The organism is Chitinophaga fulva (assembly GCF_012927205.1).
In the GTDB taxonomy this organism is placed as follows: domain Bacteria; phylum Bacteroidota; class Bacteroidia; order Chitinophagales; family Chitinophagaceae; genus Chitinophaga; species Chitinophaga fulva.
The window spans coordinates 479101-499012 of the sequence record NZ_JABBGC010000001.1 but is presented as its reverse complement, the minus strand read 5'-3'; the positions used below and the strand labels follow the sequence as shown (position 1 = coordinate 499012).

General features: G+C 48.0%; 17 protein-coding genes. 7 read left to right on the top strand and 10 right to left on the bottom strand.

The window, feature by feature from the left end:
- Positions 1 to 22: 22 nt before the first annotated feature.
- Genes HHL17_RS02155 through HHL17_RS02145 form a run of 3 tightly spaced genes read right to left on the bottom strand, consistent with a single transcriptional unit; the run spans position 23 to position 1860 of the window.
- Positions 23 to 637, bottom strand: a complete 615-nt coding sequence (locus tag HHL17_RS02155) for a hypothetical protein (RefSeq protein WP_169223153.1) — start codon at positions 635 to 637, stop codon at positions 23 to 25.
- Positions 638 to 643: 6 nt separating this feature from the next.
- Positions 644 to 1570: a DUF692 domain-containing protein gene (locus HHL17_RS02150; RefSeq protein ID WP_169223152.1), complete on the bottom strand. Its 927-nt coding sequence runs from the start codon at positions 1568 to 1570 to the stop codon at positions 644 to 646.
- A 50-nt stretch (positions 1571 to 1620) separates the two neighbouring features.
- Positions 1621 to 1860, bottom strand: a complete 240-nt coding sequence (locus HHL17_RS02145) for a hypothetical protein (RefSeq protein ID WP_169223151.1) — start codon at positions 1858 to 1860, stop codon at positions 1621 to 1623.
- A 386-nt stretch (positions 1861 to 2246) separates the two neighbouring features.
- Here HHL17_RS02145 and carB point away from each other — a divergent pair, with 386 nt between their 5' ends.
- Together carB and HHL17_RS02135 are read left to right on the top strand one after the other, a co-directional pair.
- A complete protein-coding gene (carB, locus tag HHL17_RS02140) occupies positions 2247 to 5063 on the top strand; it encodes a carbamoyl-phosphate synthase large subunit (RefSeq protein ID WP_169223150.1) in 2817 nt (938 codons plus the stop codon).
- A 439-nt stretch (positions 5064 to 5502) separates the two neighbouring features.
- Complete coding sequence (locus tag HHL17_RS02135; RefSeq protein ID WP_169223149.1) at positions 5503 to 7599, top strand: ComEC/Rec2 family competence protein; 2097 nt, start codon at positions 5503 to 5505, stop codon at positions 7597 to 7599.
- Between the two features lie 4 nt (positions 7600 to 7603).
- On the opposite strand, the gene HHL17_RS02130 is transcribed toward HHL17_RS02135, so the two are convergent.
- Positions 7604 to 8470, bottom strand: coding sequence for a hypothetical protein (locus HHL17_RS02130; RefSeq protein WP_169223148.1), 867 nt, complete (start codon positions 8468 to 8470; stop codon positions 7604 to 7606).
- A 196-nt stretch (positions 8471 to 8666) separates the two neighbouring features.
- Between HHL17_RS02130 and purH the strand changes: the two genes are divergently transcribed.
- The 3 genes from purH to HHL17_RS02115 all read left to right on the top strand — a co-directional run bounded on the left by purH (position 8667) and on the right by HHL17_RS02115 (position 12113).
- The gene (gene purH, locus HHL17_RS02125) at positions 8667 to 10181 is read left to right on the top strand and encodes a bifunctional phosphoribosylaminoimidazolecarboxamide formyltransferase/IMP cyclohydrolase (RefSeq protein WP_169223147.1); all 1515 of its coding nucleotides are present in this window, start codon (positions 8667 to 8669) and stop codon (positions 10179 to 10181) included.
- 110 nt (positions 10182 to 10291) lie between these two features.
- Entirely contained in the window at positions 10292 to 10876 is a 585-nt protein-coding gene (locus HHL17_RS02120) for an RNA polymerase sigma factor (protein ID WP_169223146.1), read from the top strand.
- Positions 10869 to 12113 (top strand): energy transducer TonB, encoded by a 1245-nt coding sequence (locus HHL17_RS02115; protein ID WP_169223145.1) that lies wholly within the window; start codon positions 10869 to 10871, stop codon positions 12111 to 12113. Before HHL17_RS02120 ends, HHL17_RS02115 begins: the two co-directional genes overlap by 8 nt.
- A 5-nt stretch (positions 12114 to 12118) precedes the next feature.
- Here the strand turns inward: HHL17_RS02115 and HHL17_RS02110 are convergent, their stop codons facing one another.
- The 6 genes from HHL17_RS02110 to mutY form a co-directional block, all read right to left on the bottom strand.
- Positions 12119 to 13495 carry a LutB/LldF family L-lactate oxidation iron-sulfur protein gene (locus HHL17_RS02110; protein ID WP_169223144.1) on the bottom strand — a complete coding sequence of 459 codons (1377 nt, stop codon included), beginning with the start codon at positions 13493 to 13495 and terminating at the stop codon, positions 12119 to 12121.
- A gap of 123 nt (positions 13496 to 13618) precedes the next feature.
- Positions 13619 to 14185 carry a DUF3109 family protein gene (locus tag HHL17_RS02105; protein ID WP_169223143.1) on the bottom strand — a complete coding sequence of 189 codons (567 nt, stop codon included), beginning with the start codon at positions 14183 to 14185 and terminating at the stop codon, positions 13619 to 13621.
- Positions 14186 to 14260: 75 nt separating this feature from the next.
- On the bottom strand, positions 14261 to 14863 hold the full coding sequence (gldD, locus tag HHL17_RS02100) for a gliding motility lipoprotein GldD (RefSeq protein ID WP_169223142.1): 603 nt from the start codon (positions 14861 to 14863) through the stop codon (positions 14261 to 14263).
- A gap of 29 nt (positions 14864 to 14892) precedes the next feature.
- Positions 14893 to 16212: a gliding motility-associated protein GldE gene (gene gldE / locus HHL17_RS02095; RefSeq protein WP_169225885.1), complete on the bottom strand. Its 1320-nt coding sequence runs from the start codon at positions 16210 to 16212 to the stop codon at positions 14893 to 14895.
- Positions 16213 to 16372: 160 nt separating this feature from the next.
- Complete coding sequence (locus HHL17_RS02090; protein ID WP_169223141.1) at positions 16373 to 16834, bottom strand: single-stranded DNA-binding protein; 462 nt, start codon at positions 16832 to 16834, stop codon at positions 16373 to 16375.
- A 197-nt stretch (positions 16835 to 17031) separates the two neighbouring features.
- Positions 17032 to 18105: an A/G-specific adenine glycosylase gene (mutY, locus tag HHL17_RS02085; RefSeq protein ID WP_169223140.1), complete on the bottom strand. Its 1074-nt coding sequence runs from the start codon at positions 18103 to 18105 to the stop codon at positions 17032 to 17034.
- A 219-nt stretch (positions 18106 to 18324) separates the two neighbouring features.
- Between mutY and HHL17_RS02080 the strand changes: the two genes are divergently transcribed.
- Together HHL17_RS02080 and HHL17_RS02075 are read left to right on the top strand one after the other, a co-directional pair.
- A complete protein-coding gene (locus HHL17_RS02080; RefSeq protein WP_073084475.1) occupies positions 18325 to 18612 on the top strand; it encodes an HU family DNA-binding protein in 288 nt (95 codons plus the stop codon).
- A 23-nt stretch (positions 18613 to 18635) separates the two neighbouring features.
- On the top strand, positions 18636 to 19478 hold the full coding sequence (locus tag HHL17_RS02075) for a tetratricopeptide repeat protein (RefSeq protein ID WP_169223139.1): 843 nt from the start codon (positions 18636 to 18638) through the stop codon (positions 19476 to 19478).
- Positions 19479 to 19912 lie beyond the last annotated feature (434 nt).

Genomic DNA, 19912 nt, shown 5'->3' with positions numbered 1-19912 from the left:
GACTGGTTTCCAGCTCCCGGGGCTACGTTAAATGCAGTGTGGCGGTGCTGAAAGTCATCTCTTCTCCGCTATAATCGATGATCAGCAGCCAGTCGCCGGTGGCTGGTGTTTTTTCCGGTATCTGCAGGGCTGACAAGGCTTCCAGCAGCGGCCCCGGTTCATGTTCGAAAGGAATATATCTCACACGTGAAGCAGCGTCCTGTTGTTTCGGTAAAAATTTCAAGGCATTGATGGCGGTCTCCATCCGCAATATTTCCGGCAGATAAAGTAACTGCAGATGCCCTTCGTTTATTTGTTTTTCCAGGTAATCCGTAAAGAGTTCAATCTCCCGTTTGAATTGGAGGTCAGATTGCCGGCAGGCCTCCCAGAAAGCGGTGGCCAGCGGCATCAGCCGGTCACCCAGTAACAGGCAGGTATACGGCAGCAGCGTGTAAATAGGCGTGATGCGGTTAACGCGGTATAGGGTACAGTTCACGGACATGCCGCGCTGGAATACGACAGTCTCTAATCTCTTCCTTTCACGATCGGTGAGATCGTAAGGAGAGAATACCTTGTCCGGCCACTGTCTTGCCTCCACGCATAATTCCGGGGATGCGATCAGTGCAGCCAGTGCTTGCTGAAATGAGAGGAGTGACATGATGGTTTATGTATGATATTGATTCCACACTGCCTTGGCTCTGTTTAGTTCCCGGGAGACGCCGTCGAACTGTAGCAGGTGAAAATAGGATTCATGAAATTCAAAGGTGATACCACAAAGATTAGGTACTAACGGTAACGTATACTCGAGTAGTTCCCAAACTGCTTCCGGACAAGGCCCTGCATGGGAATCGGTATACATGCCTGCCATTTCATTGCCACCTGCGATGTGGATCTCCACCACTTTATCGAGGTCCAGTTGGGCGATGAAGCTGCGGGCATCGAAGCCATGGTTTACGGCGTTGGTGTATACATTATGGATATCGAGCAACAGGCCGCAGGAAGTATCTTTTGATAATTCGTTGAGGAAGGCTGTTTCAGAAAGTTCCTGATCGGGCAGGTCAATAAAGTAGACGTTGTTCTCTACGAGGAAAGGGGCTCTGATACTACGACTGATGGCGTTGATGCGGCCATCGATCATATTCAGCACTTCGTAGTCGTATGGTACGGGTACGGCCATGCCGGCATTGCGTTCCTGTTCGTGTTCATCGTGTACTTTCACAAAAGAGAGGTGGTCGCTATGCCATACAAAAGAATAGCGTTGGTGCCATTCTTCCATTTTGTGGAGATAGGCCATATCAAAGATGCCGGCGCTGCCCAGTGAATAAGAGATATTGTGAGCAGTGAGCGGATATTTGTCAGCGAGTTTATGGAGCACGGCCATCCAGCTGTCGATTTCTTCAAAGCGGCCAGGGTGGCTGTTGCCAAGATCTGACCAGAACATGTCGGGGATGATTTCCACATAATCGCAGCAGGAGGGTTGGCTGTCGAGATACAGTTCCAGGGAAGGATTATACAACAAGCCTACGCCCAGCCGGGGGATGGTTTTTTCGTATAGCCGGCTGGCATGGCCGGTAAGTGTAACAGGACACATGGTGAGCAGTGTTTAAAAGGCCCCGCTCCGGAGAGCGGGGCGGTGATACGTTAGTGGCCAATAGTGGTTCCCTTGATGGCAGCCATTTTGTCGAGGTCTACTTTCATAACATGTTCCAGTTCTTCCCGGATGTTGAAGTGGACGCCGGACAGGCAAGCCTGACAGCCACGGGGGTTAATTTTTGCAATCACCATTTCCTGTAATTTGGCGATATCGGCCATCTTGGTGCCTTTGGGCACGGTAAGGTTTACCTGGCCATCAGATCCATAGTGAACTTCTGCTGTACGCATGACATGTGGTTTTTGGGGTGATAAATGATAGATATAAAATGACAGATATAAACTGAAAGAAAAGCTGCTCGATCGATTGCCGGTCATTTGGGGTTGATGTACTAAGAGGATCTAAAGGTAGGATATTCTCCTATGAAAGCGCAACGTATTTGTACGGAAAAACCGGGGCCGTGTTTCTCCTGAAATCCGCCTCTGCCGTAGTGTTTTATAAAACAAATATTGTATGTAAAAAAAGCTTTCTATCATCTGCTCTGGAAAATTCTTTCGTAAAAAATGAAATTTAATTCCATTATTAAATTTCAAATGACGTAACTTTGCACGATTTTTTTGGTCCCTCGTACGGCATTAAAATCAATGTGGTTTTTCATTTTCAATAGATTACAAAAATGCCAAAAGACTCATCTATCAAATCTGTCCTCATTATCGGATCTGGTCCCATTATTATTGGTCAGGCTTGCGAATTTGACTATTCTGGTTCCCAGGCAGCACGTTCGTTGCGGGAAGAAGGAATTAAAGTGATTTTGATTAATTCCAACCCGGCTACCATCATGACGGACCCTATGATGGCCGATAAGGTTTATTTGCTCCCATTAACCGTGGAAAGCATTGAGCAGATTCTGGAAGAAAACCAGATTGATGCCGTATTACCTACCATGGGTGGTCAAACAGCACTGAACCTTTGTAAAGAGGTAGATGAGCTGGGAGTTTGGGAGAAGTATAATGTTCGCCTGATCGGGGTAGACATTAAAGCGATTGACAAAGCGGAAGACCGCGAACAGTTCCGTCAGTGGATGATTCAGATCGGTATCCCGGTAGCACCTGCAAGAACGGCCAACTCCTTCCTGGAAGGGAAAGAGTTTGCACAGGAAATCGGCTTCCCGCTGGTAATCCGTCCTTCTTTCACCCTCGGTGGCACCGGTGGCGGTTTCGTACACAGCAAAGACGAGCTGGACGAAGCACTGGACCGTGGCCTGAAAGCTTCGCCTATCCACGAAGTACTGGTGGAAAAGGCAGTGTTAGGCTGGAAGGAATACGAACTGGAACTGCTGCGTGATAAAAATGACAACGTAGTGATCATCTGTACGGTGGAAAACCTGGACCCGATGGGTATCCATACAGGTGACTCCATCACCGTGGCACCTGCCATGACCCTGAGCGATACCGCTTTCCAGGACATGCGTAACAAAGCCATGATGATGATGCGCGACCTGGGCAACTTCGCCGGTGGTTGTAACGTACAGTTCTCCCTCAATCCCGAAACTGAAGAACTGATCGCGATTGAAATCAACCCGCGCGTGAGCCGCTCTTCCGCACTGGCATCCAAAGCAACCGGTTATCCGATTGCGAAAATCGCCGCCAAGCTGGCTATCGGTTATTCGCTCGACGAGCTGGAAAACCAGATCACCAAAACCACTTCCGCTTTCTTTGAACCGGCACTGGACTATGTGATCGTAAAAATGCCCCGCTGGAACTTCGATAAATTCAAAGGCGCAGACGACACACTGGGGCTCCAGATGAAGTCAGTAGGTGAAGTAATGTCTATCGGCCGTACTTTCCCTGAAGCCTTGCAGAAAGCCTGCCAGAGCCTCGAAAACGATGCGCTCGGCCTCGGCTACTATGGCAAGTCGCTGATGAAATCTGAACAACTCATCGAAAAACTGAAACGTCCAACCTGGGACCGCATCTTCCGTATTAAAGATGCCCTGATGGCTGGCGCTTCTGTAAAACATATCCACCAGCAGACTTACATCGACCGCTGGTTCCTGCACCAGATACAGGATATCGTGAATCTGGAAAAACAACTGGGTGAGCATGATCTGCAAAGCGTTCCGGTTGACATGCTGAAAGATGCTAAAAAGATGGGCTTCTCCGATGCTCAGCTGGCTGTTATCTTCGGTAACTGTGAAGAAGAGGAAGTATACGAGAAGAGAAAATCCAACGGCATAGTACGTACCTATAAAATGGTAGATACCTGCAGTGCTGAGTTTGAAGCAAAAACGCCGTACTTCTATTCTACTTTCGATACTGAAAACGAAAGCAAGGTAACCGACCGCAAAAAAATCATCGTACTGGGTTCCGGTCCGAACAGGATTGGTCAGGGTATTGAGTTTGACTACTGCTGTACCCATGGTCTGCAGGCTATCCAGGATTGCGGCTACGAAGCAATCATGGTAAACTGTAACCCTGAAACCGTGTCTACCGACTTTGATATGGCGGACAAGCTGTACTTCGAGCCGGTATTCTGGGAACACCTGTGGGAAATCATCGAGCTGGAAAAACCAGAAGGGGTGATTGTTCAGCTGGGTGGTCAGACAGCGCTGAAACTGGCGAAACGACTGGAAGAAAAAGGTGTTAAGATCATTGGTACTTCCTTCGATAACATGGACATCGCGGAAGACCGTGGCCGTTTCTCCGATATGCTGAAAGATCTGGGTATTCCTTATCCGAAATATGGTACCGCCTACAATACAGATGACGCGATTGAAGTAGCGAAAGAAGTAGGTTACCCGGTACTGGTACGTCCGTCTTATGTATTGGGTGGTCAACGTATGCGTATCGTGATCAACGAAGAAGAACTGGAACAGTCAGTATTGAGCCTGCTGCGTCACCTGCCGGGCAACAAGATCCTGATTGACCACTTCCTGGACCGTTGTCAGGAGGCTGAAATTGACGGTATCTTTGATGGTACAGACTTCCACGTAATGGGCGTGATGGAGCATATTGAGCCTGCTGGTATCCACAGTGGTGACAGCCATGCGCTGCTGCCGGCCTTCAACCTTACACCGATTGAAGTGACTACCATGGAATACTACGCGGAGAAGATTGCCCGTGCACTGAATATCCGTGGTTTGATCAATATCCAGTTTGCGATTAAAGGCGGACAGGTATATGTAATTGAAGCCAACCCACGTGCTTCCCGTACTACACCGTTCATTGCCAAAGCTTACCAGGTGCCTTACCTGAACATCGCTACCAAAGTGATGATCGGAGATAAGAAACTGAAGGACTTCAAAATTGAAAAGAAACTGACCGGCTTTGCCATCAAAGAACCAGTATTCTCCTTCAATAAATTCCCGGGCGTAAACAAAGAGCTGGGGCCTGAAATGAAGTCCACCGGTGAAGCCATCCGCTTTATCAAAGACCTGAGGGACCCTTACTTCCGTCAGTTGTATAAAGAGAAGAGCATGTACCTGTCTAAATAAAACAGGTCGCACCATAAAAACAAAAGCCCGTCAGTATAATGCTGACGGGCTTTTTTGTTTTATCTTTTAATATGTGACAGTTATAAAAAAACAGAGCCTGATAAAGATCAGGCTCCTTCTTTTCCCTCAAAATAACCATTAAAGACACGACTATTGAATCTTGATACGACACAAATAGCGTGACCGGTAATGCATTTTACAAATAATATTATATTTAAAGAAGATGTTAACTAATCAATAACAGATTTGCGAAGTTAATATGTTTAATATATTGATATTTAATATACTACATAGTAGTGAAAAATGTCGTCTAAATTCCGTTAACACGTCCTGAACCAAAAATTACCTAGTTATCATATCTTTTTCGCATGTGCTGTTTTTGCGTTTTTTAGACGGTTTAATTCCTACATTTAAAGATATTAAAGTTGACCCCCTTTTTATGCAATTTGAATCATCCATGTTTGTCGCCGCATGTTGGAAACGTGCGCCCTTTCTACGTTTAACGGTACCTTTTCTGACCGGTATCAGCATACAGCTATATGTGCCCCTTCCGGCGGTGTCATTGTATATCCTTATCCTGTCTGCATTTGCAGCGTTGTTGTTGATACGTTTGCTACCGGTTGCATATCGTTATCATTACTCATGGACGAGTGGCATTCCTGTTTTTATTATGCTATATGGCAGCGGGGCCATATTGCTGGTTTCTGCTGGTATCGGGCAGGTGGACAGGGATGTTTCCGCATGGCCTGACAGTACCCAATACTGGTTGACCACCGTAACGGAGCCGCTGCAGGAAAAGCCCCGCTCCCGGAAAACGCTTTTAATGGTCACTGCAGTGTATGTGCGGGGTGGCTGGAGGGCGTCCGAAGGACGTTTATTGGCCTATTTCAGCAAGGATAGTACGTCAGCGGGATTAGTATATGGTTCGGTGGTATTGTTGGCAAAAAAACCGGTTAAAATCGCAAACAGTGGCAATCCCGGAGCATTCGATTATCGGCAATACTGTGCTGTGCAGCAGCTGTATCACCAGGTGTTTCTGAAAGAGAGCGACTACCGGCAGTTGTCACGCCCACAGGCACGAGACCTCACCGCTTACTTGCTACAGGCGAGGGATTTTTGTTTGCAACAGCTGAAAACCCGCATCGGGAAAGGCCCGGAAGCAGGCATGGCGGAAGCCCTGTTGATTGGCTACCGGCAAGACCTGGACCCGGACGTGGTAAACGCCTACAGTAATACCGGCATCGTACACATTATTGCCATCTCCGGAATGCACCTGGCTTTACTGTATGCCTCCCTGCTATGGCTCCTGCGCTGGCTGCCATCCCACAGAGCTGCCAATACAATACGTGCCCTGTTACTGTTGACGGTATTATGGGGCTTTGCTCTGCTGACGGGCGCCTCTGCCTCTGTACTAAGGGCGGCGGTCATGTTCTCCGGTATTACAACCGGCAACCTGTTGCTAGGCAGAAAAGCCAGTACTTACAACATGTTGGCCGCCTCGGCGTTTGTGCTGTTATGTTACCACCCATGGCTGGTTATTGACGCGGGCTTCCAGCTGTCATACCTGGCAGTGCTCAGCATCCTGTTATTTTATGACGCGATATACAAACTATGGCCGTTGCAGTCGCGGTGGGCCAAGGCCGTCTGGCAGCTGACGGCGCTCTCGCTTGCTGCACAGGTACTTACCCTGCCGGTATCAGTCTACTATTTCCACCAGTTCCCGGTTTATTTTCTGCCCGCCAATCTGGTAGCGGTACCGCTGTCTACTGTAGTGATATATGGGGAAATACTACTGTTATTACTGGCTCCCTTTGACGCATTGGCCGGATGGGCAGGGGTGGCAGTACGTTGGTTGATATATGTGATGAATACCGGTGTGGCATGGTTGGGACAACTACCTTTTGCCCTGGTGAAGGGCCTGCAATGGAGCTTGTTGCAAACAGGCTGTTGTTATCTGCTGATAGCAGGAATAGCGGTATGGTTGTCGGGCCGCTACCGGCGCGGTTTCTGGCTGGCATTGGCAGCCTGCTGGATAATGGTGGCTGATCAGGCTATGCGGCATACTATCAACCGGCAAAGGCGACAACTTGTCATCTATAACGTACCCGCCTATACGGCGATGGACTGTATCAGCAAAGGGAAAGTGCAGTTCATTGGTCATGACAGCGTTTGGATGATGCCGGCAGCTAAGCAACTACAGGCAGCCCGGGCGGCTATGGGCGTAAATCCCGGGGTGGTGGCGGATTTACAACGGCGTGGTCGCTATCTGTGCCTGGGCCGAAAACAGCTGGCAGTGTTGGATAGTGTGCTGCCGGTATCGGTACCTGTACAGCGGCTGCGGGTCAACTACTTGCTGCTGAACGGGAATCTGAAAATGAAGATGGACCGGGTACTGGCATGGTACAACGCAGGTACGGTCATTTTTGGCGCTGCCTGTCCGCCTTTCCTTATCCGGCGTTGGGCGGCGGAGTGCTCTTCTTCCGGGATACCGTTCTACAGTATCCCAGAGAAAGGAGCCTTCATTATACCGTTCTGACAGGTTACTGTTTGGGCAAACGGGCTTCCAGTGCTTTGATCTGTTTTTTCATGTCGATCATGTGGAGCGTCATTTCCTCCGGTTTCTTCAACAACTGCCGGTTCATCTCTCCCAGATCAATGCCATCGGCGGCCACTTCGGCGGCGGAAGGAATTTCCGGAAGATGTTGGTGCGTGCGGATAAATGCTTCTGTTTCTTCCAGTGACATAGGGGAATAGCCGGGATGAAATACATAATCCGGCCACGGATTAGCCTGGGTGACTTTCACTTTACGTGCACTGATAGTACCTTCCACAGCCAGTTTGCTGGTGCCTATACTTTTTGTGCCGATACCTACGCCTACATCGTTCCAGATGCTGTTGCCCGGCAGGATAACCTGGCCGGCAAATCTGTTCTGATAGGTGATCAGGGTTTTGTTGAGAGCAGCAGGACTGATAGGTTCATCTGTCACTGTCCAGCCCGTGTAATCAGGATCTAAGTCATTCTGGCCTTTTGCAAAAGCCCTGACCGCAAACCGCTGGTAATAGTCTTTGTTTTCGAGGAACAGGACTACCTTCCCACCTTCATTAGCGAGATAGACCGGCGGCGTATAGGAACCAAAAGAAGACACATTATATCTCATGAAAACATTATCATAGATGTAAAAGTTGATCACCAGCCCAATGGGCTCACCAGTGCCGTAGTTATATCCTTCAATGATGATCGTGGGCATATGGTCGCCATTAACAAATGCGATATTGGTTTTGATTTTACTACCATATGCCGCGTATTTGTTGGTATGATACGTTACCACGTTGGGATACACGTAAGTTTGTGCTTTTACGGTCAATCCCAGCAGTACAGTGCATAGGAGGGATAACAGCCATTTCATAGGTATTTTTTAAAGTTGGGTGAATAATTGGATAGTAAATTAATATTTTTTCGTCGTCTGGTTCCACATTCAGGGCCTTTCCCCGTTATTCCCCATTAACGGGAAATGGAAAAGTGATCCTTACGTGTTAACTTTGCGCAGCTTTTCGGTTCCGGACCAGGGGCCTATGTTATTAAAATTTCTAATGTTTTCCTTCATGCAAAAGCAAATTAAATCAGCGCTGATCTCCGTTTTCTATAAAGATAACCTGGAGAACATTGTTAAAAAATTAGGTGAACAAGGCGTGACCATCTATTCTACCGGTGGTACCCAAAAATTCATTGAGGAACAAGGCGTAAAATGTGTGGCAGTAGAAGATCTGACTGCTTACCCGTCTATCCTGGGCGGTCGTGTGAAAACACTGCATCCTAAAGTATTTGGTGGTATCCTGGCCCGCCGCGAGAATCCGCAGGACCTGGAACAGCTGAAACAATACGAGATTCCGGAAATTGACCTGGTGATCGTTGATCTGTACCCGTTTGAAGAAACCGTGAAAAACACGACTGAAGAACAGGCTATCATTGAAAAGATCGACATCGGTGGCGTATCCCTGATCCGTGCTGCTGGTAAGAACTTCAAAGATGTGGTGATCGTAGCGTCCAAAGATCAGTACGCTGATCTGGAAAAGGTGCTGACAGAAAGCAACGGCTCCACTTCCCTGCAGGACCGCAGAAACTTTGCTGCTAAAGCATTTGAAGTATGTGCTCACTACGATGTGGCCATCTCCCAATATTTCCTGAACAACGAGCCGGGCGATTACTTCCAGGTGTCCGTTCCTCAGGGACAGGTGAACCGTTATGGTGAAAACCCGCACCAGCGTGGTGTTTTCTACGGTAACCTGAATGACATTTTCAACAAACTGCATGGCAAGGAACTTTCCTTCAACAACCTGGTAGACGTAGATGCTGCCTGCCAGCTGATCCAGGAGTTTACCGAAACAACCTTTGCGGTTATCAAACATACCAACGTATGTGGCATCGCTTCCCGCGCTACCCTCAAAGAAGCATGGGACGCAGCACTGGCCGGTGATAAGGAAAGTGCTTTCGGTGGCGTACTGGTATGCAACCAACCCATCGACAAAACTACTGCAGAAGCTATCAATGAGATCTTCTTTGAAATCCTGATCGCTCCTGGTTTTGATGCAGATGCTCTCGTTGTGCTGCAAGCCAAGAAAAACCGTATTCTCCTGGAGCAAAAACAACCGGTGAAAAGCAAATACATGTTCAAGAATGTACTGAACGGTGTATTGCTGCAGGATAGCGACAACGGTAACTACAAAGAGTGGAATGATGTGGGTGCCCAGGCAACTACAGCTGCACAGAAAGCAGATCTGGAGTTTGCCAATATCGTGTGCAAACACCTGAAATCCAATGCAATCGCACTGGTGAAAGACAAACAACTGATCGGTAAAGGCTGTGGCCAGACTTCCCGTATCGATGCACTGCGTCATGCTATCGAAAAAGCCGGCCAGTTCAGCTTTGAGCTGAAAGGTGCGGTGATGGCTTCCGACGCCTTCTTCCCATTTGATGACTGCGTACGTATTGCTCACGAACAGGGTATCGAAGCGGTTATCCAGCCGGGTGGTTCCGTTCGTGACAACGATTCAGTTGAATTCTGCAAACAACACGGTATGGCAATGGTAATGACCGGCATGCGTCATTTCCGCCACTAATCCCGTTTAAATACAAAAGATAAAAGCGGAGATCATTTCATAGAAATGACCTTCGCTTTTTTTTAAGAAAAATTGGCGCCATTGCCTGAAAATAGCTACTATTGTTATTCATGGCCTTTATCAAGCAAAATATCATGCAGGATGCAGCAGATGCGGACCTTGTCCGGGAGTACCAGACTTCCGGCAATCTGGAGCTGCTGGCTGCCCTCTACCAGCGTTATATGAACCTGGTATATGGTGTATGCCTGCAATACTTTGATGAAGAAGGCAGCAAGGACGCGGTCATGCAGATCTTTGAGGAGCTGATCGACAAACTGAAGCGGCATGAAGTACAGAACTTTAAAAGCTGGCTGCATGTTTTGTCGAGGAATCACTGCCTGATGAAACTCCGGTCCATGAAAAACAAGGAATCCCTCCAGGTGACCATCGAAGATGATTCCCCGCTTATGGAAAACGGAGAATTGGCGCATCATGACCACGAAGTCACGCTGGAAGACAATCTTCAGTCTATGGAAAAATGCCTGGAGACCTTGCCGGAAGAGCAAAAACGCAGCGTGAACCTGTTTTACCTGGAAGAAAAAAGCTACCGGGAGGTGTCTGCTCTCACCGGATATGAGATGAATAAGGTGAAAAGCTATATCCAGAACGGGAAACGGAATCTTAAAATTTGTATGGAGCAACAACAACATGCCTGACAAGCACGCACATAACAAACCTGCCGTAAGCGCCGAGCTAATCCGCCAGTATCTGGCCGGAGAGCTGGATGATAAGGCCATGCACGACCTGGAACGCCAGGCGCTGGATGACCCGTTCCTGGCGGACGCGCTGGAAGGTTATGCGCTGTATGCCCCGGATCAGCAGGCCCACCAGGAAGACCTGATGGCCCGGTTGACCGAACGGGTGGCGCCCCGCAAGGCTGTCGTACGCCCGTTGTACCCCCGTATAGCGGCGGCTGCAGCTATTTTGTTATTGCTCTTCACCGGTGGTTGGTTCCTGTTCCGTGAACAAGAACGGGAACGTGCAACAGCGCCTATCGCGCACGCTGATGTTGCCGTATTGGACACATCGGCCCCGGCACCTGCTGCTCCGGCCGCTCCGGCCGCTGCGCCAGAAATAGCGATGCTGAAACCGGCAGATACCAATAATAGTGATGGCAGGTCTGCTCCGGCCGAGCGGCATAGGGCTCCGGCTTTAGCGAAAGCCACAACGCCTGCCGCAGATGTCAGTGCCGCTGATGAAAGGCTGGTGGAAAAACCATTGGAACGCAGGGCATTAAAACAAATGCCCCCAACGGCTACTTTCTCTGCACCTGTGCCGTCGTCATCGTCATCGCCTGTTGCCCAGGCGCCCGCGCTGGCTCCGCCCCCCACAGCTGATAAACAGTTGAATGAAATAGTCGTAATCCATCCGGACTCCACTGCTATGGCCTATGGTAATATGAAACGTGCAGAGCTGGAAGAGGTGAAGGTAGTAGGCTTCGCAGCCCAGAACAAAAAGGTGAGTGTGTCCAAACAGAAGGATTCCCAGGCTATCCATCCTCCTGTGGGTAGCGATGACGTTGCCAGTGCCTTGCAGGGACAGGCTGCCGGCGTTGCTGTGACCAGTGCGTCCCGAAGCAAAAAGAGAGAGGTCACCGTACCAGTAGATACATTACCGGCGCCGGTTACCGGCAGAACAGCCTTTCAGCAATACCTCGTGGAACATACCGCTAATCCTGGCGGGTTCAATGGAGTAGTACGTATATCGTTTACCGTTATGACGGACGGCACATTGCAGGATATTAAAGTGATCCGGAGCGTGAACGTGAACGCAGCCTGTGAAGCGGAGGCAATAAGAGTAGTGAAAGAAGGGCCTTTGTGGAAGCCTGCTGCAGACGGAAAGCCAGCCAACGTAACATTGGATGTGATATTCAAAGAAAAAACAAGCCAATAATTATATCAGCTTTTCCTTTCTTTCCACTGCTGGTTAAAGGATTTGGCAGCAAACACCGGTAACTCACGGTTTTCTCCCCAGCTTTTTGCGAAGAATTTACGGAAGAAGAAATTTTTCATTTTACCACTGGCCATATTCATCATTTTACGGCTGTTACATCCCTGTTTCCATACAAACCAGGCAAATTTTTCCCCGCCTGAGGTATGATTTTCCTCCACTGCCTTTTGGCGGTTGTGGAGCAACAGTTCATGCAGATTGATGCGGACAGGGCATACTTCAGTGCAATTGCCGCAGAGGGAAGATGCGAAACTGAGGTGCATGTAGTTGTCCATCCCTTTGAGATGAGGCGTAATAACCGAGCCGATAGGGCCGCTGTAAGTGGTGGCGTAGCTGTGGCCACCGATGTTTTTATACACAGGGCAGGCGTTGAGGCAGGAGCCGCAACGGATACAGTAAAGGCTTTCGCGGGCGGCGGTGTCCTGAAGGATATTGGTACGGCCATTGTCCATCAGGATGACGTACATTTCATCGGGGCCGTCCTTTTCACCTTCCTGGCGTGGGCCGCTGAAGATGCTGTTGTAAGCGGTTATTTTCTGACCGGTGCCATAGGTGGCGAGCAATGGCCAGAACAGCGCCAGGTCTGCCACAGAAGGCAGCACTTTCTCGATGCCTACCAGTACAATATGTGTTTTGGGAAACGCGGTGCTCAGGCGGGCATTGCCCTCATTTTCCGTTACGGCCACTGAGCCGGTATCTGCGAGAATGAAGTTGGCGCCGGTAATGCCTATTTCCGCTTCCAGGTATTTTTGTCTGAGTTTTTCCCGGGCTACGAGTGTCAGTTGCTCAGGAGTGAGGTCCGGCGGTGTGCCCAGTTTTTCCGCAAAAAGACGGGCTACGTCTTCCTTGCTTTTGTGCATGGCCGGTGTTACAATATGATAAGGTGGTTCGCCGTCCAGTTGCTGGATATACTCTCCCAGATCGGTTTCCACGCATTCAATGTTATGTTGCGCAAGGAAGTCGTTCAGATGAACTTCCTCTGTGGCCATGGATTTGCTTTTGACAATGCTTTTGCATTGTTTGGCCTGGCAGATGGCGAGGATTTCCTGCTGTACCTGTTCGGCTGTTTCGGCCCAGATAACTTTACCACCGCGTTTGGTGAAGTTCATCTCAAATTCCTCGAGATGGTTATCCAGATGCTCAATGGCTCTCCACTTGATATTCTTGGCTCTTTCACGCGCCACTGGCAGGTCTGCAAACTGCTGTTTGCCGACTTTTACAGCGGCATTATATTTTCCTATATTGAAGTTGATCGTCTGGCGGTGACCAAGATCTGCTGCTTTTTTTTCACTTGCTTCGAGGAAAGTGGAGGCTGTTTGATGCATAAGCAAACGATAATTCCTTGATAAATATAGCGTATTTAAGCATTGCGTGATAGCCGCTGCTCAAATAACTCCTTCTGAATCACTAAATAACAAAATCTCAAAATCCCAAAATCACTGAATGATTTAGTATTTCTTGGTGGCGATTTTATCCAGCACTTCATAAAATTCCGTGCCGTATTTTCTGATAATAGCCTCTTTAAGGAATCGGTATACCGGAACTTTCAGGGACCGGCCGTTTTTACAGGCAGGCTTGCATATATCCCAACGGTCATAATTAACCGCTTCAAACGACTCGTATTTTTTTATCCGGATGGGATAGAGGTGGCAGGAGATGGGCTTTTTGAAATCCACTACGCCATCTTTGTATGCCTTTTCGATACCGCAGCCTACGATGCCATGTTCATCAATGGAGGCATAGGCGCAGATGCCATTGTTTACAATAGGCGTCACATATCCGTATTCCTTATCGGTCGTGTTGGTACCGGTACGTTCAATTTCGTCGATACCTTCCTGCCGCAGGTAGGATTTGATCTGCGGGTAGATTTTCTTCAGGGTTTTAGTTTCGTCTTTGTCAAGGGGAGCGCCGCAGTCGCCCGCCACACAGCAGGCGCCTTTACAGGCCGACAGATTGCATACGAACTGCTCTTCAACTACTTCGTCACTAATGTATTTATCGTCAATGATAATCATCGGGTTATGGTCTTTTGTTTGTCCTGCGGAGGACGAACAAGCATTTAAAGACCACAAAGTTACATGATTGTTGGTTTATCTCCAGCGGAGGGTTTCCACCAGGTGCCACATATCTTTTTCCAGGAATGTGTTCACCGGGGCGAGAGAGTCGGCCTGGGGGGGAGCGTAGAAGTAGAGTGCGCCCCGCAGGAAATGTTGTACTGAGTCGGTGGCAAAGAACTGTTTAGCGGAGGCCGCGTTGCCGCCTACTTCATAGAAGGTGCCGGCCACATGGTTGGGCGTATGGATTTTATTTTCATCGATATACTCCGCCTTGTAGGTGTGTTTGTATGTCATTTTATAGGCATCATCCACCAGTTGCTGAAAGTTGTTGCCTTTGCCGATGATTTTATAGCTGAGATATATTTTACCGTTCAGGGTAGGGAAATCGATATTGATCCAGTAAGGGTTTTCCGGTTTTTCCCCAAAGAAGGAGGTATCCTTTACCACGTTGGCGTAGACCGGATATTCAAATGTATACGGGTAGCCGGGCATATCGAAGGTCCGGTATTTTTTTTCCGGGAATTTCATCAGGAAGAAGCCCCTGGGCTTGGGAGTGGGCGGCGTGTTGCAGGCAACGGCCAGGATAGTGATCAGCAGGGACAGGAGGGCGACGCCCTTTCCTTTGAAGTATGGCATTTTTTCTGAAATCGTTTAACAGGGCTGGATTACGCTTCTTCAGCGGCGTCCGGCCGTATGGTGACCTGTACTTTCTGGATGCGCATTTTAGTGACTTCCAGTACAGTGAAATCGTAGTTGTTATAATTGATAACGCTGTTTTCTTCCGGAAATTTCCCGGCCAGTTCGAGGATGAGGCCTCCGAGGGAGTCGCTTTCGCCTTTTACCGATTCGAAGGTTTCCGGTGGGATGTTCATGATACGGCAAACGTCGTTGAGCATGGTTTTACCTTCAAAAACGTAGGTAAAGTTGTCCAATTTGCTGTAGTTGAATTCTTCTTCATCGAATTCATCTTTGATATCGCCGATCACTTCTTCCATGATGTCTTCGAGGGTAACGATACCGGAGGTGCCGCCGAATTCGTCGACCACTACGGCAAAGTGCATGCGTCTGCTCTGGAATTCAGAGAGCAGGTCTTCGATCAGTTTGTGGCCATGAACGAAGAAGGGCTGGCGCATTACTTCGTGCCAGTCGAATTTATTGCCTTTATCGAGGTGAGGGAGCAGGTCCTTGGTATGAATTACGCCGACGATGCTGTCGAGGTTGCCCTTGTACACGGGGAGGCGGGAGTAATGCAGGTCTGCCACGTGTTTGATCACTTCTTCAAAGGTGCTGTCATATTCAATCCCGTTTACATCGAGGCGGCCGCGCATGATTTGTTTAACGGTGATATTGCCGAATTTGAGGATGCCTTTGAGGATATTTTTCTCTTCCTGGGAGGCGGTGGGGTCCACGCTCATTTCGATCGCTTCATCAATTTCGTGGTAGTTGACCGGGCCGGCGCCGCGGTGAAACAGGCGGGCTTCAATGCTGCCGCTGATGCCAACGAAAAAGTCGCTGACAGGTTCCAGGGTGGCATGGATGAGGCTGATGAACCACGCAAAGTAGGTAGCGAAGCGGATATTGTTCTGGGCGGCCCATACGCGGGGGAGTATCTGCCCAAAAAACAGGAGAATGAGGCAGATCATGGAAATCCTTACCACAAAGGACACTACCGGCAGGGTTTGCAGGTCTTCCATTTGTGTCACCAGGTAATTGGTGATCATGATAAAGGCAATCATGAGGATGATGCCGGCAATCTGAAGGGACGCCAGGAGTGATTTTGGTTTCTCCAGCAGTTTGGTAATCAGTTTGCCGGAGGTGTTCTGTCGTGTTTTGAGTACGTTCAGGTCCTTGTAGTTTAGGGAAAAGAACGCTACTTCTGCACCGGAAACGATAAAGGTAAGCAGCAGTATTACAAAAATGACAAGTAGGAATACCACCATGTTTGGCGTAGCGATAGGTGTATTTACTTGTAACAAACAGGACATGTTGCTTGCCGAGAGGATCTCCAAGATATTTAGCTTTGATGTAATCAATCAAAAAAACAGGAAAGGTAATTCACACAACTACATTTCCTTGCACGCAAATATAAGTAATGTCCCTATATGGGATTACGTACTTTCGGAAACTTAATATTTTAACAGGTTACTAAAAAGGCAGATCGTCTGCGGGCTCATTCAGCGAAGGGGGAATTTCCATGTTGTTTGCGAAATTGTCTCCGGTTGATGATCCTGTACTGCTGTGGTGAGGTATGGGGTGGTCTGAGCTGTTGAGGTCCATGCGTTTGTCGAGCATAACCAGGTTGTCGCCTACAACTTCAGTTGCGAATTTTTTGTTGCCTTCCTTGTCTTCCCAGCTGCGGGTACGCAAACGTCCTTCAATATAGACCAGGCTGCCTTTGTGCAGGTATTTCTGGGCCAGCTCTGCCAGTCCGCGCCATAGCACTACTGTATGCCATTCTGTTTGAGAAATGAGTTTTCCCGCCCTGTCTTTAAAGGTTTCGGTGGTAGCCAGGGAAAACTTCGCTACTGCAATGTTACCTTCGAGAAACTGCACGTCCGGGTCTCTGCCTAAATTGCCTATCAGAATTACTTTATTAACACCTCTCATAGTTGTAGGTTTTTTTAGTCTATTGTTAAAAGGTTCTTCTTTTATAAATAAACAACCTTCTTAAAGTTAATATTTTTTTCCAATCGAAGTGAAAAATTTCTTGCTGGCAGCGTGTTAAGCATGAATGAACGCATGTATTATAACTTACTGTAATCTAACTGAATAATACATTTTAAATTTAATGCATGTGTTTTGCGTCAGAACAATTGCAGTTTTTTGTTTTGCAAAAAGGCGGTAATGGTTTTTGGAAACGCGTATTTATCAAGTGTTTTACGGGAAACGAGCTGGTAGTCGTTTGGAGGCAGCGCCTGTTTTACTTCCAGGGTAAAGAAGCGGCTGTGAATGGTTTGGTGGGTAAGTTGTTGTTTTTGTGGCGCAGAAACATTGATGACGGTAAAAGGGGTTTTGCCGAAGAGCTGCCGGAAGGCCTCATTTTTCCGCAGGTCGTCGAGCTCTGCCGCCTCCGGTGTTTCGATCAGGATAAATTCGTGCAGGTTTTGCCAGATATCTTTCCCGGTTCTTTTCCGGATATAGATATTATCCTTGAATTCCACGAGGAAGTGGTTGAAATAACGTTTTTTGATCTGAAGTTTTTTGGATTTTACCGGGAGCACGTCTATCAGTTGCTGCTGGCGGGCCTGGCATTTCCGGTTGAGCGGACAGGCTGTGCAGTTGGGTTGTTGCGGTTTGCAGACCACCGCGCCAAAATCCATAACGCTTTGATTATAAGCGGCTGACTGATCAGCGGGCAGCAGTTCCTGTGCCAGGTCGCCGAATTGTTTTTTACCGGCGGTACTGTCGATCGGGGTATCGATGGCGAAGTAGCGGGAGAGGACGCGGTATACGTTGCCGTCCAGCACAGCGTAGGGGAGGTGGAAGCCGAAAGAGGCGACAGCGGCGGCGGTGTAGGCGCCTATTCCTTTCAGGGCCTTGATCTGGTCGTAGTTGCCGGGAAATTTCCCTTTATAGGTGGTGGCAATTTCACGGGCGGCGGCCAGCATATTTTTGCAGCGGGCGTAATAGCCGAGGCCTTGCCAGAGGCGGAAGACTTCTTCTTCCGGGGCCTGGGCCAGTTTGGTAGCGGTGGGATAGTGTTCAATAAACTTCTGATAGTAGGGCAATCCTTGTTCCACGCGGGTTTGCTGGAGAATAATTTCAGATAGCCATATCCGGTAGGGGTCTTTTTCACCTTTCCAGGGCATGGTGCGGGTGTTGCTGAGCTGGTTCCACTCCAGTAGTCTTTCTGTAAAAAAAAGTCGGGAATCGGCCATTTATATATTATTTTAATAAAATTATTTAGTAAATTGATATGGTAAAAGCTGTCCTAAAACCCTATGGAGGTACACCAGATACCGTTTCCGGGCCTGCAAATAAATGTAAATTATCATCAATACAGTTATAAGAAAAAATGATAAAATTTATTTGCTTAAAATTCAGCAATTAAAATTTTTAAATTAACTTTGAGAGTAAAGTAATCCTCTCGCTTTCATATGAGAAAAGCTGATTTAATAAACAACATTGCTGAAAAAACCGGCATCCCCAAAGTAGATGTTTTAGTGACACTGGAGGCTATGTTTAAAGAGGTAAAAGAAGCCCTGGCCAATGGTGAGCACATTTACATCCGTGGGTTTGGCAGTTTTATCACAAAGAAAAGGGCCGCCAAGATTGGCCGCAACATCAAGAAGAACGTAGCGGTGGAGATTCCGGAGCATTTTATTCCGGCGTTTAAGCCATCTAAAGAATTTGTTGCTGAAGTAAAGAAGCTTAAAAGTTCTTAGTTTTGCAGCCTAATCTTTAGGCGATGCGAAAGTCACAAGTTCTCCTGGTTGGTGCAGCTGTAGCACTATTGGTGGTTTTATATGCTTTTGGCCGTACTGTACCCCGGTCAGATAAGCAAGCTATGTCAACTGCCGCTCCTATGAAGGGCGGTCAGGGTGTAGAGCCTATTGCCTTTTCCGAACTACTGGAAACGGCCAAAGGGAAAATTCCTGCTGAAAAATTATTATTGATCAACACGATTGAGACCAACGTTGTACGCGGGGACGTGAAAGCCCAGCAAATAGCCGCGTACAAGCAGTTGTATAATACTTGGGACAGCCTCAACCAGCTGCCCGTGGCGGCTCATTATCTTGGCGAAGCCGCCAAGTTGGAAAATTCCGAAAAAAGCCTCACCTTTGCAGCCAATTTGTTTCTGGCTCACCTGCAACATGCTCAGGATCCGCGGATTGCAAAATGGGAAGCCGATCAGGCTATCAGCCTGTTTGATCAGGCGATTCAACTGAATCCGGCCAACGACACCTTGAAGATATCACAGGCCATGGTGTATATGAACACCGGCGAACCGATGACAGGGGTTTCCAAATTGCGGGAAGTCGTAGCCAAAAATCCTGATAATATCGACGCGCAGGTTACTTTAGCGAACCTGGCCATTACATCAGGCCAGTATGATAAAGCTATCGAAAGACTGGAAGGCGTGATGCAGAAGCACCCGGACAATGCCAAAGTACTGTTTGTGCTGGCAGAATCCTACAGAAGCAAAGGCAACAAACAGAAAGCGATTGAGCTGTTTGAAAAAAGCAAACAGGCCATGACCGATCCGGAGTTGAAAAAAGAAGTGGATAGCTATATTAAGAGCATTCAATAATATTTTATTTTTTCCATCATTTAAAAACGTATAAGCGTATGCCTTGCGGTAAGAAAAGAAAAAGACATAAAATTGCCACTCACAAGCGTAAAAAAAGACTGAGAAAGAACCGGCATAAAAGTAAGAAGAAATAATTACTCCAGTTTCCCGCCATTTATACTAACCAGGTATTTCCCGGCGCGGTGGTCGGATAAAAAATTTTCATATACCCTGCATGATTCTGGCATTTAATCTTAAATTGCCTGAGTCATGCAGGTGTTTCCATAGATCCCGCAACCTGATCCCCGGATATTGCCTGCAGTGATCGCTGAACCCTTAAGCAATCCATCATCACATCGGTGAAGAATATGCTAACTTTATAGTGAGCTATTGTTTGGTATGCAGTAAGCTGTTCTTACATAGCTGTGTGCATAGCATAAAAGGTGAAGTTTTAA